Annotated in this window: 13 protein-coding genes; 1 reads left to right on the top strand and 12 read right to left on the bottom strand. The window is 70.9% G+C overall.

Annotation, left to right across the window (positions count from 1 at the left end; genetic code table 11):
* Positions 1-422: 422 nt before the first annotated feature.
* From STRAU_RS12095 to folC, 12 genes are all read right to left on the bottom strand, one after another.
* A complete protein-coding gene (locus STRAU_RS12095) occupies positions 423-1,223 on the bottom strand; it encodes a TIGR03936 family radical SAM-associated protein (RefSeq protein ID WP_016640586.1) in 801 nt (266 codons plus the stop codon).
* A gap of 46 nt (positions 1,224-1,269) precedes the next feature.
* Entirely contained in the window at positions 1,270-2,418 is a 1,149-nt protein-coding gene (locus STRAU_RS12090) for a hypothetical protein (RefSeq protein WP_016640585.1), read from the bottom strand.
* A 73-nt stretch (positions 2,419-2,491) separates the two neighbouring features.
* On the bottom strand, positions 2,492-4,417 hold the full coding sequence (locus STRAU_RS12085; RefSeq protein ID WP_016640584.1) for a TIGR03960 family B12-binding radical SAM protein: 1,926 nt from the start codon (positions 4,415-4,417) through the stop codon (positions 2,492-2,494).
* A gap of 96 nt (positions 4,418-4,513) precedes the next feature.
* Positions 4,514-6,163: a CYTH and CHAD domain-containing protein gene (locus tag STRAU_RS12080; protein ID WP_016640583.1), complete on the bottom strand. Its 1,650-nt coding sequence runs from the start codon at positions 6,161-6,163 to the stop codon at positions 4,514-4,516.
* A 47-nt stretch (positions 6,164-6,210) separates the two neighbouring features.
* Positions 6,211-7,407, bottom strand: coding sequence for a rod shape-determining protein RodA (rodA, locus tag STRAU_RS12075; RefSeq protein ID WP_016640582.1), 1,197 nt, complete (start codon positions 7,405-7,407; stop codon positions 6,211-6,213).
* Positions 7,408-7,410: 3 nt separating this feature from the next.
* Positions 7,411-9,588, bottom strand: coding sequence for a penicillin-binding protein 2 (mrdA, locus tag STRAU_RS12070; protein ID WP_016640581.1), 2,178 nt, complete (start codon positions 9,586-9,588; stop codon positions 7,411-7,413).
* Between the two features lie 61 nt (positions 9,589-9,649).
* A complete protein-coding gene (gene mreD / locus STRAU_RS12065; protein ID WP_016640580.1) occupies positions 9,650-10,324 on the bottom strand; it encodes a rod shape-determining protein MreD in 675 nt (224 codons plus the stop codon).
* A gap of 16 nt (positions 10,325-10,340) precedes the next feature.
* Positions 10,341-11,294 (bottom strand): rod shape-determining protein MreC, encoded by a 954-nt coding sequence (mreC, locus tag STRAU_RS12060; RefSeq protein WP_016640579.1) that lies wholly within the window; start codon positions 11,292-11,294, stop codon positions 10,341-10,343.
* Positions 11,295-11,506: 212 nt separating this feature from the next.
* A complete protein-coding gene (locus STRAU_RS12055; RefSeq protein ID WP_030362602.1) occupies positions 11,507-12,526 on the bottom strand; it encodes a rod shape-determining protein in 1,020 nt (339 codons plus the stop codon).
* Positions 12,527-12,797: 271 nt separating this feature from the next.
* On the bottom strand, positions 12,798-13,211 hold the full coding sequence (gene ndk, locus STRAU_RS12050; RefSeq protein WP_016640577.1) for a nucleoside-diphosphate kinase: 414 nt from the start codon (positions 13,209-13,211) through the stop codon (positions 12,798-12,800).
* 136 nt (positions 13,212-13,347) lie between these two features.
* A complete protein-coding gene (locus STRAU_RS12045; RefSeq protein WP_016640575.1) occupies positions 13,348-13,698 on the bottom strand; it encodes a DUF4233 domain-containing protein in 351 nt (116 codons plus the stop codon).
* A 5-nt stretch (positions 13,699-13,703) separates the two neighbouring features.
* A complete protein-coding gene (folC, locus tag STRAU_RS12040) occupies positions 13,704-15,248 on the bottom strand; it encodes a bifunctional tetrahydrofolate synthase/dihydrofolate synthase (RefSeq protein WP_016640573.1) in 1,545 nt (514 codons plus the stop codon).
* Positions 15,249-15,494: 246 nt separating this feature from the next.
* Here folC and STRAU_RS12035 point away from each other — a divergent pair, with 246 nt between their 5' ends.
* Positions 15,495-16,502 carry a rod shape-determining protein gene (locus STRAU_RS12035; RefSeq protein WP_016640574.1) on the top strand — a complete coding sequence of 336 codons (1,008 nt, stop codon included), beginning with the start codon at positions 15,495-15,497 and terminating at the stop codon, positions 16,500-16,502.
* Positions 16,503-16,574: the final 72 nt, after the last annotated feature.

Here is a 16,574-nt window from a genome sequence, read left to right as displayed (position 1 = left end):
TCTTCCGATCTGGCCGGTATGGCCGGCGCGGCGTCCGTGGGGGTGCCCGCGGGCGGTCCCGCGGGGCGCGACGCGGCCCGGCGCCGGCGGCGCGGGGGCAGGGTGTCGCTGGGTGTGCTGTTGTTCGAACCCTCAGTGGGGTCGTTCGGCTCAAGCATGCGGGCGGTTCTCCCGTCACGCTCCCGGGCGCCGCGCCTTTACCGGACGTATCCGCGGCTCTCGCTTGCTGCGCGGGGCCGCCATCCGGGGGCGTGGGCGCCGCACGGGAGCTCTCTGTGTCTTGTCTCGCCGGTTCCGTACGCCCCTTGTGCGGACGGCCTGGCGAAAGTCTTCTGGTCAGTGCGCCGCCCGACCCAGGTGGCTCCCGAGTACGAGGGTGGCGCTGCGGTGTTCTCGGCGAACGTCCCTGCGCGGGACTGTCCCTACTCCGGCGCCTTCGCGGCGGCAGAATCGGCGACCCCTGAGTGGGGGTGCCCATCGGCCGGGGCGGCCGTGACTGCCTCGCGGTCGGGCGCGAGCGGGTCGGTCACCGTGCCGGTCTCGTCATCGAAAAGCCCCTGCGCCAGCCTGGTCACCGCTGCGGGGACCGGCGGCGCCAGGTCGGCCACAGCTCGGAGACCGGACAGGACGTCGTCGGGTCGGACGGCAGGTGTCACGTGCCGTACAACCAGCCGCAGTATCGCACAGGGCTTGTCGGTCGGCCTATCGGCGCGGGAGGCGAGCGCCTCCGGGCCGAGGGCGTCCAGGCTCACCACGGCGGCGCGGGCGTCGAAGGTCCGCATGCCGTTCTTCGCGCGGCGCTGGACCTCGACGGTCTCGGCGGCGCGGAAGGCGGCGGCGGCGCGCTCGGCGTCCGCGGGCTCGACGCCGTCCAGACGCAGCTCCCACACGGAGGCGGTGAGCCGGTCGGCGAGGCCGGAGGTGCGGGCCTCGACGGCGTCGGTGATGTCGAGTCCGTCGGGCAGCGAACCGTCGAGCAGCTCCCACAGCTTGCGCGGGTCGCGGTGCTCGGTGAGCGCGATCTCCAGATACTCGGCCTCGCTGCCCGTGCCGGTGGGTGCGGCATTGGCGTACGACACCTTCGGGTGCGGGGTGAACCCCGCCGAGTACGCCATGGGCACCTCGGCGCGGCGCAGCGCCCGCTCGAAGGCGCGCTGGAAGTCACGGTGGCTGGTGAACCGGAGGCGGCCGCGTTTGGTGTAGCGCAGTCGGATGCGCTGCACCGCCGGTGCGGGGGGCGGGCCCTCAGGCTGTCGCTTGCCCAGTGTTCTATTCCTTCGTGAGTACGGTCGTGCTGTTGCCCAGGGTACGTCCCCGGCCGGTGTCCGGTTCCCGCCGGGCTCGCGGAACCTCGCCGACCGGCACCCGCTCCTTCGGTGCGCCGAACAGCGCGCGCCGCACGTCGGCCCGGGCCTGGCGCACGCTCTGCCGGGCGGCGGCGAGGGCCTGGCGGGTGGTCCGCCCCACGGCGCGGGCGGCGTCGGCCGCCGGGCGCCACACCAGGTCCCGGACGGCGTGTCCGACCGGGGTGAGGACGCTCCGGTACACCCAGCGGGCGGGGGTCACGAAGATCCACCGAAGGAGCTGCCCCAGGAACCGCCAGACGGCCCGCGACACATACCCGGCGACCCGCCACGCGTGCCCCAGCGCGTCCCCGATCTCGCGCGCCACGACCGCGATGCCCCGCCCGACCGGCGCGAGCACCCACCGCCACACCGCCACGGCGGGCACCACGAAGATCCACCGCAGCAGTGTGCCGACGACCAGGCCGATGCCCCGCACCAGCCACATGATCCCGGCGCCCACCCCGCGGGCGGCCCAGGCGATCGCACGCCCCACGGGCGCGAGGACCCACGTGTACAGCCACACCGCGGGCACCACGAACAACATGCGCAGCAGCCACCGCACACCTCGCCCGAGCCCCACGGCCCCGGCGCCCAGCGCCCGCCCGAGCCACGCCAGCCCGTGTCCGAGGGGCGTCAGGACGTGCTCGTACAGCCACACCGAGGGCACCACGAGCAGCATCCACAGCAGCCAGCCGAGCCCCATCCCGACCGGCACGGCCACATAGCGCCACAGGCCCACCCAGGGCCAGACGAACAGGCACTTGCCGAGGAACACCACGGCCGCCCCGAGCGCCCGCCCCACCGGAGCGAGGACGTACCTCCACAGGGCGCTCAGCGGCACCACCACAAGCGTCCGCCCCAGCCACCCGAGGCCGCGCCCGAGGGGCCGCAGCGCGGTGTCACGCACGAACCGCCCGCCGACGACGAGCGCGTCCCACACGAGCCGCACCGGCACGACGACGATCAGCGCGATGATCCGCACGGGAAGCCTGATCGCCACCACGAGACAGCCCTCCGCCTGCGCGGGGGGCTGCTCGGGCGCGGGGGCCGCGGGCCTTTTCTCCAGGTCCATGTCGTCCTAGACGCGCACGGCGTCCTTACGGCTCCCGACTTTCTCGTATGCCTATGTCTACTTGTGCCTGTGCCTACTTGTTGACGACCGACAGCGGCAGCAGCTTCTTGCCGGTCGGGCCGACCTGGATCTCGGTCTGCATGGCGGGGCACACGCCGCAGTCGAAGCAGGGCGTCCAGCGGCAGTCGTCGACCTCGGTCTCGTCGAGCGCGTCCTGCCAGTCCTCCCAGAGCCAGTCCTTGTCGAGGCCGGAGTCCAGGTGGTCCCAGGGGAGGACTTCCTCGTACGTGCGCTCGCGCGTCGTGTACCAGTCGACGTCCACGCCGAACTGCGGGAGCGCCTTGTCGGCGCAGGCCATCCAGCGGTCGTACGAGAAGTGCTCGCGCCAGCCGTCGAAGCGGCCGCCGTCCTCGTAGACGGCGCGGATGACGGCGCCGATGCGGCGGTCGCCGCGGGAGAGGAGGCCCTCGACGATGCCGGGCTTGCCGTCGTGGTAGCGGAAGCCGATGGAGCGGCCGTACTTCTTGTCGCCGCGGATCTTGTCGCGGAGCTTCCCCAGGCGGGCGTCGGTCTCCGCGGCGGAGAGCTGCGGGGCCCACTGGAAGGGGGTGTGGGGCTTGGGGACGAAGCCGCCGATGGAGACCGTGCAGCGGATGTCGTTGCCCGCGACCTCGCGGCCCTTGGCGATGACGTTCGCCGCCATGTCCGCGATCTGCAGGACGTCCTCGTCGGTCTCGGTGGGCAGGCCGAGCATGAAGTACAGCTTCACCTGGCGCCAGCCGTTGCCGTACGCGGTCGCGACGGTGCGGATCAGGTCCTCTTCGGAGACCATCTTGTTGATGACCTTCCGCATCCGCTCGGAGCCGCCCTCGGGGGCGAACGTCAGACCGGAGCGGCGGCCGTTCCTCGTCAGCTCGTTCGCCAGGTCGATGTTGAAGGCGTCGACGCGGGTCGAGGGCAGGGAGAGGCCGATCTTGTCCTCTTCGTACCGGTCCGCGAGGCCCTTGGCGACGTCGCCGATCTCGGTGTGGTCGGCACTCGACAGGGACAGGAGGCCGACCTCTTCGAACCCCGTCGCCTTCAGACCTCGGTCGACCATCTCGCCGATGCCCGTGATCGAGCGCTCGCGCACCGGGCGGGTGATCATGCCCGCCTGGCAGAACCGGCAGCCGCGCGTGCAGCCGCGGAAGATCTCCACCGACATGCGCTCGTGCACGGTCTCGGCGAGCGGAACCAGCGGCTGCTTCGGGTAGGGCCACTCGTCGAGGTCCATGACGGTGTGCTTGGACACGCGCCACGGGACGCCGGACTTGTTCGGTACGACGCGGGCGATGCGGCCGTCGGGGAGGTACTCGACGTCGTAGAAGCCGGGGATGTAGACCGACCCCGTCTTCGCCAGGCGGAAGAGGACCTCCTCGCGCCCGCCGGGGCGGCCCTCGGCCTTCCACTGGCGGATGATCTCCGTCATGTCGAGCACGGCCTGCTCGCCGTCGCCGATGACCGCCGCGTCGATGAAGTCGGCGATCGGCTCGGGGTTGAAGGCCGCGTGGCCGCCGGCCAGGACGATCGGGTCGTCCAGGCCGCGGTCCTTGGACTCCAGCGGGATGCCCGCGAGGTCCAGGGCGGTCAGCATGTTCGTGTAGCCGAGCTCCGTGGAGAAGGACAGGCCGAACACGTCGAACGCCTTCACCGGGCGGTGGCTGTCGACCGTGAACTGCGGGACCTGGTGCTCCCGCATCAGCTCTTCCAGGTCCGGCCAGACGCTGTACGTGCGCTCGGCGAGGACGCCCTCGCGCTCGTTCAGGACCTCGTAGAGAATCATGACGCCCTGGTTGGGCAGGCCGACCTCGTACGCGTCCGGGTACATCAGGGCCCAGCGGACGTCGCACTCGTCCCAGGGTTTGACGGTGGAGTTGAGCTCACCGCCCACGTACTGGATCGGCTTCTGCACATGCGGGAGCAGGGCTTCGAGCTGCGGGAAAACCGACTCGACAGACATCGCTGGACCTTCGTGAGCTGACAGGGGTGACCCTCAAGCCTAACGTGGCCCGGGCCACGACCCGTACCCCGATCGGCCGAGGCCCCGCTCCCGGGCTCAGCCGCCCAGCGCCGCCCGCACCTTCGGCCGCGACGCCCGCTCCCACACCCCCGGCAGCTCCCGCTCCCGCGCCGCCGCGGCCGCCTCCTCGCGGCCGTACAGCAGGCCCCAGACGAACGCGCTCTCGCCCGCCGCGTGCGCCTGGATCGCCAGGTTCCGCAGGGCCTCGCGGGCGACGACGCTGTCCTGGTGGTCGCCAAGCACCTTCTGGACGGCCTTCATGCGCTTGGCGAAGCGCTTGGCGGGCTTGCCGAGGGCCGGTTTGGCCGCCTCGCCCGCGTACCGGGCGCGCTTGGCGGCCTTGCGGGCCTCGTGCATCGCCACGTCCCGCTCGGCGCCGGGGGCCAGCGCGAGCGCGCGGTCGACCCGCTTGGCCAGGCGGCCGTAGTCCTTGAGCATCGCCTTGGGCAGGGCCTCGGCCGCGGGGGCCGCCGCGGCCTTGCGGAGCGGGGGGTCGGCCAGGAGGGCGTCCAGGCGGTCGAGCAGCGCGAGGTAGCGCTTGGTGTCGAGTACGGCGACCGTCTTGCGGCGGGCGCCGGCTCGGCCCGCGACCTTCCAGATCCGCAGGCGGCCGCGGACCGGGCCCAGGAGGAGGGTCCTGGGGACCTCCGCGACGGCGGCCGTGAGGCGTTCCGCGAGGACCTCGCGGTCGCGGTCCACGCCCAGTTCGGCGGCCAGCCACTTCAGTTCCTCGCCCACGGGGTCCGTGACCGTGCGGTCGAGGATCTTTCCGTACGACTTGAAGGCGCTGCGGGTCCTGCGGGTCGCCACGCGCATCTGGTGCACGGAGTCGGGGAGGTCCTGGCGGACGGCGGGGTCCAGCTCGACGAGGCGGTCGCGCTGTGCGCGGAGGTATGCGAGGACGTGGGCGCCCGCGGAGTCCTCGCGGAGGCGGGGCTGGGGCTGCTTCCCTTTGCCTGTGCTGCCGCTCTTTGCAGGCTTGCTGTCGGCCTGGGGCTGTGCCCACCCGTCCCGCCGTGCGGGACGCCTGCCCACAGCGGTAGCGGTAGCGGCAGCGCCAGCGGGGGCGGCGGCGTCCGTTGGGGCCGTTTCCTGAAGCGCCCTCGCCAGTTTCGACGGTGACGTCGACCTCCGTACCCCCGCCTTGCGCAGCTTCTTCTCGACCTTGTCGAGGAGGTCCGGGTCGCCGTCGTCCGCGAGTTCCACCTCGATCTCCGTCCAGGCCGTCGTGCCGTCGCCGTCGGTGAGGCGCTCCGCGCGGACGCCGTCGAGGCTGACCTCCGCGAGGAGGGCGCCGGACTCGTCGACGAGGTGGCGTACGTCCCGGGCCGAGCGGAGGCGGACGACCGGGGTGAGCGCGGCGTCGCGCACGCGGGAGCGGACGAGGCCCGCGAGGGAGCGCGGCACGTCGTCCGACAGCGGGGCGTGCACCTCGTCGCGGGCGCCCTCGATCTCGGGCACCGGCAGCTTCAGGTGCCAGCCCGCGTCGTCGCCGCCGGTGCGGCGCCGCAGGGTGATGGAGGCCGCGGCGAGGCGCTGGTCGGCGGTGTCGTAGTACACCGCGTCCAGGTCGGCGACGCCCTTGTCGATGACGTCCGCCACCCCGGCGACTCCCCTGAGGTCGGGGAGTCCGCCGTGGGCACCGGCGTCGTACTTCCGCTCGATCTCGCGCTTCGTGTCCGCCATGAACCGAATCTAGACGCGATCGGCCGACTTGGGCAGACCTCGTTCCGCTACGCCGACAGCGGGCGCTCCACCTTGATCGACTGGAGTAGGCCCACGGCCACCCAGACCGCGAACATCGAGGACCCTCCGTACGACACGAAGGGCAGCGGCAGGCCCGCCACCGGCATGATGCCGAGCGTCATCCCGACGTTCTCGAACGCCTGGAAGGCGAACCAGGCGATGATGCCGGCGGCGACGACCGTGCCGTACAGCTCGGTCGTCTCGCGGGCGATGCGGCAGGCCCGCCAGAGCACGACGCCGAGCAGCAGCAGGATCGCACCCGCGCCGACGAAGCCGAGCTCCTCGCCCGCGACCGTGAAGACGAAGTCCGTCTGCTGTTCGGGGACGAACTGTCCGGTGGTCTGGGAGCCCTTGGTGAGCCCGGTGCCGGTCAGGCCGCCCGAACCGATCGCGATGCGCGCCTGGTTGGTGTTGTAGCCGACGCCCGCCGGGTCGAGGGCGGGGTTGGCGAAGGCCGCGAAGCGGGCGATCTGGTAGTCGTCAAGGACGCCGAGCTGCCACACGGCGAGTCCGCCGAGGACGCCCGTGCCGAGCAGCCCGAAGATCCACCGGTTGGAGGCGCCGGAGGCGAGCAGCACGCCGAGCACGATCATCACTATGACCATGACCGAGCCGAGGTCCGGCATGAGCAGGACGATCGCTATCGGGACGGCGGCGAGCCCGAGGGACTGCACCACCGTGCGGTGGTCGGGGTGTTCCTTGTCCCCCGCGTCGACGCGGGCCGCGAGCAGCATCGCCATGCCGAGGATGATGGTGATCTTGCAGAACTCGGCGGGCTGGAGCGAGAAGCCCGCGACCACCAGCCAGGCGTGGGCGCCGTTGATGGTGGCGCCGAGCGGGGTGAGCACGAGCAGGACGAGGAAGACCGAGATGCCGTAGAGGATCGGCACGGCCGTGCGCAGGGTGCGGTGGCCGAGCCAGATCGTGCCGGCCATCAGGGCGAGCCCGATGCCGATGTTCAGGACGTGCTTGAACAGGAAGGCGTACGGGTCGTCGCCGACGAGCTCGGTGCGGTTGCGGGTCGCCGAGTAGACCAGCGCGGAGCCGATCACGGACAGGGCGAGCGCGCAGAGCAGTATCACCCAGTCGAGCCTGCGCAGTATCGAGTCGCGGGCGAACAGGCGGGAGAGCGTGGAGCGTTCGGGGCCGTAGCCCGAGACGGAGAAGCCACCAGTGCCGGCCATGAGCTAGTCACGCCTCCCGTTCGCCGGCGGCCCGGCCAGTTCCGTCTGCTCGGTCGGCGGCTTCGGCTTCTCCGGCTTGTACGGCTTGACCTTCGGGGCGTCGATGGAGCCGTCGGGCTGGATCTTGGGCAGGGTCTTCTGCGGCTCGGGCAGCAGGGCCTTCTTGAGGTCCTGCTTGCCGTCGTCGTCCAGGCCGTAGATCGCGTCGTAGATCTTGCGGACGGCGGGCCCGGACGCGCCGGAGCCCGTACCGCCCTGGGAGATCGTCATCACGATCGAGTAGTCCTTGGTGTACGTGGCGAACCACGAGGTCGTCTGCTTGCCGTAGACCTCGGCCGTACCCGTCTTCGCGTGCATCGGGATCTTGTCCTGCGGCCAGCCGCCGAAGCGCCAGGCGGCGGTGCCCTTGGTCGCGACGTCCGCGAGGGCACCGTCTATGTCCTTGCGCAGGGCCGCGTCCATGGGCAGCTTGCCGTGGGACTTGGGCGCGATCTCCTGGATGTGCTTGCCGTCGGCGCTGATGATCGCCTTGCCGACGGTCGGGTTGTACATGGTGCCGCCGTTGGCGATGGCGGAGTAGATCGTCGCCATCTGGATCGGCGTGACGAGGGTGTCGCCCTGGCCGATGGAGTAGTTGACGGAGTCACCGGCGCGCATCTTCATGCCTTCGAGGCAGTTCTCGTACGCGATGCGCGCGGCGTAGTCGCCGCCGCTCTTCTTGCCCTGCTTGCACCAGGCGTCCTTGTTGGCCTTCCAGTAGTCCTTCTTCCACTGGCGGTCGGGGACGCGGCCTGTGACCTCGTTGGGCAGGTCGATGCCGGTCTCCTTGCCGAGGCCGAACTGGTGGGCGGTCTTGTAGAACCAGTCCTTGGCGTCCTTCTTCGGCTTGTTGCCGCCGTCCTTGGCCCACTGGTCGTGCGACAGCTTGTAGAAGACCGTGTCGCAGGAGACCTCCAGGGCCTGGCCGAGGGTGATGCTGCCGTGGCCCTGGGACTCGAAGTTCTTGAAGACCTGTCCGCCGATGGAGTACGAGCTGGGGCAGGGGTAGCGGCCATTGAACTCGTACCCCGCGTTGACGGCGGCGGTGGTCGGGATGACCTTGAAGATCGAGCCGGGGGCGGCCTGGCCCTGGATGGCCCGGTTCAGGAGCGGGTAGTTGGACTTCTTGCCGGTGAGCTTGGTGTAGTCCTTGCCGGAGATGCCGCCGACCCAGGCGTTGGGGTCGTACGACGGGTTGGAGGCCATGGAGACGATGCGGCCGGTCTTGTTCTCCATGACGACGACGGCGCCCGCGTCGGCCTTGTAGTTCTCGCCGGTGTTCTTGTCGAACTCGTCGCGGGCCTTCTTCATCGCGTCGTTCAGCCAGTACTCGGACACGGCCTGCACGCGCGCGTCGATGCTGGTGACGACGTTGGAGCCGGGCCGGGCCTGGTCGGAGTCGGCCTTCCCTATCACCCGGCCGAGGTTGTCGACCTCGTAGCGGGTGACGCCCGCCTTGCCGCGCAGCTGCTTGTCGTAGGTGCGCTCCAGGCCGGAGCGGCCGACCTGGTCGGAGCGCAGGTACGGCGAGTCGCTGTCCTTGGCCTTGTTGATCTCGTCGTCGGTGACGGGCGAGAGATAGCCGAGGACCTGTGCGGTGTTGGACTTGCCGGGGGCGCCGTAGCGGCGCACGGCGGTGGGCTCGGCGGTGATGCCGGGGAAGTCCTCGGAGCGCTCCCGGATCTGCAGGGCCTGCTTGGGCGTGGCCTCGTCGGTGATCGGGATGGGCTGGTAGGGCGAGCCGTTCCAGCAGGGCTGGGGCGTCTTGGAGTCGCAGAGGCGGACCTTGTCGGCGACGTCCTTGGGGGTCATGTTCAGGACCGCGGCGAGCTTGTTGAGGACGCCCTTGCCGTCGTCCTTCATCTTCATCAGGTCCGTGCGGGACGCGGAGACGACGAGGCGGGTCTGGTTGTCGGCGATGGGCACGCCGCGGGCGTCGAGGATCGAGCCGCGCACGGCGGGCTGGACGACCTGCTGGACGTGGTTGCCGGAGGCTTCCTCGGCGTACTCGGAGCCGTTGCGGACCTGGAGATACCACAGGCGTCCGCCGAGGGTGAGGAGCAGCGAGACGACGAGGATCTGGATGATGACGAGGCGGATCTGGACGCGTGGGGTGCGGCCCGTCTCCGGGATGTTGGTCACTTCGCTCCTCCCCTGGTGTACGTCGGCCACCGAACGGCTCGGTACGTGAACTGCCGTGCGCTCACAGGCGCTTGACCCCCTTGATGCGTCCGGCGCGGGCCACCCGGGCCTTGGCCGCCTTCATCCGCAGGCCCGCGCCGCGCTGGTTGCCGATGCTCAGGCCGGTGCCGGAGGACAGGAAGCCGGAGGAGACGTCGGCCGCCTTGGCGCCCCCGGAGGTCTCCCCCAGCGGGTCGTTCTCGGCGCGCCGGGCGAGCGCGATGATCAGCGGGATGGTGAACGGCGCGAGCATCAGGTCGTACAGCGCGGCCGTGAAGAGCAGTCCGCCGAGGCCGACATGGCGGGCCGCGTCGTCGCCGACGAGGGCGCCCACGCCGGCGTACAGCAGCGTGGAGCCGATGGCGGCGCCGACCACGACGACGAGCGGGCCGCTGGCCGAGCGGAGTCTGCCGGTCTCGGGCTTGGCGAGGCCGGCCAGATAGCCGATGACGCACAGGACCAGGGCGTAGCGCCCGGCGGCGTGGTCGGCGGGCGGCGCGAGGTCGGTGAGCAGGCCCGCGCCGAAGCCGATGAGGGCGCCGCCGGTGTGGCCGTACACGAGGGCGAGGCCGAGGACAGTCAGGAGCACCAGGTCGGGCACGGCGCCGGGCAGTTGGAGCCGGGCCAGGACGCTGACCTGGACGACGAGGGCGACGACGACGAGGGTGCTGGAGAGCAGGATCCGGTTGAAGCGCATGGCTGTGTCAGTGCTCCTACTGCTCGTTGCCGTTGTCTGCGCCGTCGGCCGGGGGCTGCCCGGACGGCGTGGCCGTGACCGTCACCGTGGGGGTCGGTTTGGGTTTGGCGGGCTTGGGCGGCAGCACGGTGTCGCGGGGGTCCTCGCGGGGGGCTTCCACGACCACGCCGACGACGTCGAGCTTGGTGAAGCCGGCGTACGGGCGGACGTAGACGTTGCGGGTGAGGTCGCCGCCGGACGGGTCGACGCGGATGACCTCGCCGACCGGGACGCCCGGCACGAACGGCTTGTCGGCCTGGGAGCCGAAGGTCACCAGGCGGTCGCCCTTCTTGACCTTCGACTTGCCGTTGAGCAGCTGGACCCGCAGCGGGCGGTCGCCCTGGCCGGAGGCGAAGCCCAGCTCGTCGGTCTTCTCCATGCGGGTGCCGACGGTGAAGTCGGGGTCGTTGGCGAGCAGCACCGTGGCGGTGGACGGGCCGACGGTGGTGACGCGGCCGACCAGGCCGTCGCCGTTGAGCACCGTCATGTCGCGCTTCAGGCCGTCGTTGGCGCCGGCGTCGATGGTGACCGTCCAGGAGAAGCCCTGGGCCGCTCCTATGCCGATGACCTCCGCGCCCTTGATGCCGTACTGCCCCGCGCCCGCCGTCTTCAGCATCTTGTCGAGCTGTTTGACGCGGCTGCGGTTGCGGTCGTCGCTGCCGAGCTTGGCCTTCAACGCGGCGTTCTGCCGCTCCAGTTCGGCGATGCGGTCGTGGCGGTCCCCGGAGTCCCGGACCGCGCCGATCGCGTTGCCGATCGGGTCCACGGCGGAGGACATGCCGTCCTCGACCGGGCCGAAGACCGTGGCGGCGGCCTGGCGGGCACCGTCGACCGGCGAGTCCTCGCCGCCGCGGATGTCCACCGTGATCAGAGCGAACGCGATGGCGATCAGCAGCACCAGGAGCAGCCGGCTCTCTCGTGTGTCCCTCACGTGCGGCGGCCGTGCCTTCCTCAAGTCGGAATATGCGGAATCTACAGACTGGGAAATCTATGAAACCGCGGACGCCCGAGCGCGCCGCGGCATTGTGTGTTCTCTCAGCGTTGTCGGCGTTGTCACTGTTCTCGTTCTCAGTGTTGCCTCTATATCAACGATCCGCCGCACGAGGTGGCAGGCACTCGTACGGCGGACGTCGTCGCGTCACTTCATCTGCGCGGCTGGGCGTCCAGAACCTGCTGGAGCGCCTCGAACTCCTCGACGCACTTGCCGGAGCCGAGCGCCACGCTGTCCAGCGGGTCCTCGGCGATGTGGATGGGCATGCCGGTCTCGCGGCGCAGCCGCTCGTCCAGGCCGCGCAGCAGGGCGCCGCCGCCGGTCAGGACGATGCCGCGGTCCATGACGTCGCCGGACAGCTCGGGCGGGCACTTGTCGAGGGTCGTCTTGACCGCGTCGACGATGGCGTTGACGGGCTCCTCGATGGCCTTGCGGACCTCGGCGGCGGAGATCACGACGGTCTTCGGCAGGCCGGAGACCAGGTCGCGGCCGCGGATCTCGGTGTGCTCGTCGGCGTCCATGTCGTACGCGGAACCGATGGTGATCTTGATCTGCTCGGCGGTGCGCTCGCCGAGGAGGAGGGAGTACTCCTTCTTGATGTGCTGGATGATCGCGTTGTCCAGCTCGTCGCCGGCCACCCGGATGGACTGTGCCGTGACGATTCCGCCGAGGCTGATGACGGCGACCTCGGTGGTGCCGCCGCCGATGTCCACCACCATGTTGCCGGTGGCCTCGTGGACCGGCAGGCCGGAGCCGATGGCGGCGGCCATGGGCTCCTCGATGATGTGCACCTGGCGGGCACCGGCCTGCGAGGAGGCTTCGATGACCGCGCGGCGCTCGACGCCCGTGATGCCCGAGGGCACACAGACCACGACGCGCGGGCGGGCCAGATAACGGCGCTTGTGGATCTTCAGGATGAAGTAGCGCAGCATCCGCTCGGTGATCTCGAAGTCGGCGATGACGCCGTCCTTCAGCGGACGCACCGCGACGATGTTGCCCGGCGTGCGCCCGATCATCTTCTTCGCTTCGGCGCCGACCGCGAGGATGCCGCCGGTGTTGGTGTTGATCGCGACGACGGACGGTTCGTTGAGTACGATCCCCCGACCCCTGACGTACACCAGCGTGTTGGCGGTCCCGAGGTCGACAGCCATGTCACGGCCGATGAACGACATGTTGTTCCCCATGAGGATGCGTCTGGCCTTCCCTAGTGGAGCGTGTGATGGCTTGTTAGGTAGGCGAGGTGGGTGCTGTGTGGCGTGGAGGCTTCCATCGTAGTCTCGCCCGCACGGACACGGCGCGAGGGTCTGCGCCATTGTCAGCAGATGATGAGCCGCCCCGCTTCTGGAGACGTGCCATCGGGGGGACGGGTTCCCCCGATCGGGCCGCATATGCCAAAGGACGGCCGGATTTATCCGGCCGTCCCAGGTCGAGCGGGTGTGGTGCTCAGACGAGGCCCGGGAAGAAGATCTTGAGCTCGCGCTCGGCGGACTCCTCGGAGTCGGAGGCGTGGATCAGATTCTCGCGGACGATGACGCCGAAGTCGCCCCGGATGCTCCCGCTGGGGGCCGCGATGGGGTCGGTGGGACCGGCCAGCTGCCGGACGCCCTCGATCACTCGCTCACCCTCGACGACCATGGCGACGACCGGGCCGGACAGCATGAACTCGACGAGCGGCTCGTAGAAGGGGCGGCCGACGTGCTCGGCGTAGTGCGTCTCCAGCGTGGCGCGGTCGAGGGTGCGCAGCTCCAGCGCGCTGATCTTCCAGTCGGCCTTCCGCTCGATGCGGCCGACGATCTCGCCGACCAGCGAGCGCCGGACAGCGTCCGGCTTGAGGAGGACGAGAGTGCGCTGGGTCATGGGTGCGGCTCCAAGAAGTGTTCTTACGTTTCCGTGGGAATGCCCGCACGATACCGGGGCCGCTACGCAGTGTGTCGCCCGGCCGGGAACTATCGGCCGTCCCCCGGCCGACGCCCGCCCGCCCGACGGCCCCGCGTCAGGCGGCGTCCCCCTCCGCCCCCTGTGCGGCGAACCTGGCCTTGGCCTCGTCGATCTGCCGGCCGAAGTGGACCGACGCCCACCACAGGACGGCGAACATCGCGCCCATGAAGAACATCATCGGGACCACGAAGCCGCTGGCGATCAGCGCGATCTGCAGCGCCCAGCCGAGCTGGACACCGCCCGGCCGGGTGACCATGCCGCACAGCAGGACGGAGAGCGCCATGGCGACGCCGCAGACCGTCCAGACCGTGCTCACGGCCAGGTCCGGGTCCTTCATGGCGACCAGACCGGCGAATCCGATGACGAAGAACTCGCCGATGAGCGTCGACGAACAGAGCGTGCGCACGGCTCTCAGCCCTTCCCCAGGAGCAGTCGGGCCTCGCCGACGGTGATGACGGAGCCGGTGACGAGGACGCCGCCGCCGGCGAACTCCCCCTCCTCCTCGGCCAGCGTGATGGCGGCCTCCAGGGCGTCGTCCAGGCGCGGCTCGACCTGCACGCGGTCGTCGCCGAAGACCTCGACGGCGAGGCCCGCGAGCGCGTCGGCGTCCTGGGCGCGGTGGCTGGAGTTCTGCGTGACGACGACCTCGGCGAAGATCGGCTCGAAGGCTTCCAGGATGCCGCGGGCGTTCTTGTCGTCGCTGACGCCGATCACGCCGACGAGGCGGCTGAAGTCGAAGACCTCGCTGATGGCCGCGGCCGCGGCGCGGGCGCCCGCGGGGTTGTGCGCGGCGTCCAGGACGACGGTGGGCGAGCGGCGTACGACTTCGAGGCGGCCCGGCGAGGCGACCGAGGCGAATGCCTTGCGGACGGTGTCGATGTCCAGCGGGCGGGCGTGCTGGGCGCCGACGCCGAAGAACGCCTCGACGGCGGCGAGGGCCACCGCGGCGTTGTGCGCCTGGTGTTCGCCGTGCAGCGGCAGGAACACCTCCTCATACTCCCCGCCGAGGCCGCGCAGGTTGAGGAGCTGCCCGCCGACGGCGACCTGGCGGGCGGCGACGCCGAACTCCAGGCCCGCGCGCGCGACCGTCGCGTCCACCTCGACGGCCTTCTTCAGGAGCACCTGGGCTGCGTCGACGGGCTGCTGGGCCAGGATGACCGTGGCGTCCGGCTTGATGACGCCGGACTTCTCCGCGGCGATCTCGGCGGCCGTGGCGCCCAGGCGGTCGGTGTGGTCCAGGTCGATGGGCGTGACGACGGCGACGGAGCCGTCGATGACGTTCGTGGCGTCCCAGGTGCCGCCCATGCCGACCTCGACGACGGCGACGTCCACGGGGGCGTCCGCGAAGGCGGCGTACGCCATGCCGGTGAGCACCTCGAAGAAGGAGAGCCGGAACTCCTGCTTGGCGTCCACCATTTCCACGTACGGCTTGATGTCCTCGTACGCCTCGATGAAGCGCTCGGGGGACAGGGGGGCGCCGTCCAGGCTGATGCGCTCGGTGATCGACTGGACGTGGGGCGAGGTGTACCGCCCGGTGCGCAGTTCGAAGGCGCCCAGGAGGGCCTCGATCATGCGGGCCGTGGAGGTCTTGCCGTTCGTCCCCGTGATGTGGATCGAGGGATACGCCCGCTGGGGCTCACCGAGGACGTCCATCAGGGCGGCGATGCGGGCGAGCGAGGGGTCCAGCTTGGTCTCGGGCCAGCGGGCCGCGAGTTCCGCCTCGACGGCCCGCAGGGCCTTGTCCACCTCCGGGTCGGCCGGGCGGGCCGGGACGTCGGCCTCGGGCGGGCCCGCCTGCGTGCGCAGGGTGCGGCTGCCGGCCTCGATCACGGCGAGATCGGGGTCGCGGTCGGTCTCGGCCCCGACGATCTCGTCGAATTCGTCGAGTCCGGCGGTCTCGTCGGCGGGGTCGCGGTCGTCGTCGCGCGGGTTGTCGTTCGGAGGGAGGTCGCTCACGTACGTCAGTCTATTCGGGCGTGGGCGCCTTGGGGCTGGGGGCGTCCCCTGCCCATGGGGCTTCGCCCCTCTCCCCCTTCTTTGGCCCTTCGGGCCTCGTCCTCAATCGGGCCTCGTCCTCAAGCGCCGGACGGGCTGTTTGCGGGCTCGGACGGGCTGTTGCCGCCCGGGTCAGGACCTTCGGCCTGTCCGGTTCGGGACTTTGGTCCCTCCGTTGGGGGGATGGGTTGGGCAAACTTGGCGATCATGGACATAGGCATCGACCTCGGCACCGCCAACACCCTTCTCTACGTCCGCGGTCAGGGCATCGTGCTCAACGAGCCGTCCGTGGTCGCCGTCAAGGAGGGCGCGCGCCACGCGCTGGCCGTCGGCACGGAGGCCAAGGAGACCATCGGCCGCACCCCCGGCTCCATCACCGCGATCCGCCCCCTGAAGGACGGTGTGATCAGCGACTTCGAAGCCGCCGAGGAGATGATCCGGCACTTTGTGCGCAAGGCCGTGCCCGGCCGCAGGCCGCGTACGCGGATGGTGATCTGCGTGCCCAGCGGTGTCACGCAGGTCGAGCGGCGAGCGATCGTGCACGCCTCGCAGCGGGCCGGGGCGCGGGCCGTCCACCTGGTCGAGGAGCCGATGGCGGCGGCGATCGGGGCGGGCCTTCCGGTGGCCGAGCCGCGCGGGTCGATGATCGTGGACATCGGCGGCGGCACCACCGAGGTCGCCGTCATCTCCCTCGGCGGGATCGTGACGTCCCAGTCCCTGCGGGTCGGCGGGGACCGCCTCGACACCGCGATCACGGACTACGTACGCCGCCGGCACGCGCTCCTCATCGGCGAGCGCACCGCCGAGGACGTGAAGGTCGCCATCGGGTCCGCGTGGCCCGTGCCCGGCGAGGAGGACTTCGAGCGGCGGACGTTCACCGTGCGGGGGCGGGAGAAGGTCGGCGGGCTGCCCAAGACGGTGGAGCTGACCGTGGCGGAGGTGCGGGCCGCTCTCGACGAGCCCGTCGAGGCGATCATCGCCGCTGTGCGGGTGACGTTGGAGGAGTGTCCGCCGGAGCTGTCCGGCGACGTCATGGAGCACGGCATCGTGCTCACCGGTGGCGGCGCGCTGCTGCCCGGCCTGGACCTGCGCCTCGCCTCCGCCACCGGCATTCCCGTCTTCGTCGCCGACGACCCGCTGGACAGCGTGGCGCTCGGCTGCGGCAAGTGTGTCGAGGACTTCGACGGGTTGGAGCGGGTGATGTCCGCGGCGTAGCCCTCGGGCCGGGCGGGGGTACGGGGCGTCACTTGCCGTGGGGCTGTGGTTTCCGGCCGGGGGCCGGCGAGG

The organism is Streptomyces aurantiacus JA 4570, from assembly GCF_000414115.1.
Classification (GTDB): Bacteria; Actinomycetota; Actinomycetes; order Streptomycetales; family Streptomycetaceae; genus Streptomyces; species Streptomyces aurantiacus_A.
The sequence above is the reverse complement of the archived record's forward strand: the minus strand, read 5'-3'. Positions and strand labels throughout refer to the sequence as shown.

Bases quoted from the DNA above. Each gene is read 5' to 3' on its own strand.
- rodA (WP_016640582.1), bottom strand. From the start codon at position 7,407: ATGGCCGGCACTGGTGGCTTCTCCGTCTCGGGCTACGGCCCCGAACGC.
- STRAU_RS12035 (WP_016640574.1), top strand. From the start codon at position 15,495: ATGGACATAGGCATCGACCTCGGCACCGCCAACACCCTTCTCTACGTC.
- mreD (WP_016640580.1), bottom strand. From the start codon at position 10,324: ATGCGCTTCAACCGGATCCTGCTCTCCAGCACCCTCGTCGTCGTCGCC.
- STRAU_RS12055 (WP_030362602.1), bottom strand. From the start codon at position 12,526: ATGTCGTTCATCGGCCGTGACATGGCTGTCGACCTCGGGACCGCCAAC.
- STRAU_RS12085 (WP_016640584.1), bottom strand. From the start codon at position 4,417: ATGTCTGTCGAGTCGGTTTTCCCGCAGCTCGAAGCCCTGCTCCCGCAT.
- STRAU_RS12090 (WP_016640585.1), bottom strand. From the start codon at position 2,418: ATGGACCTGGAGAAAAGGCCCGCGGCCCCCGCGCCCGAGCAGCCCCCC.
- ndk (WP_016640577.1), bottom strand. From the start codon at position 13,211: ATGACCCAGCGCACTCTCGTCCTCCTCAAGCCGGACGCTGTCCGGCGC.
- STRAU_RS12080 (WP_016640583.1), bottom strand. From the start codon at position 6,163: ATGGCGGACACGAAGCGCGAGATCGAGCGGAAGTACGACGCCGGTGCC.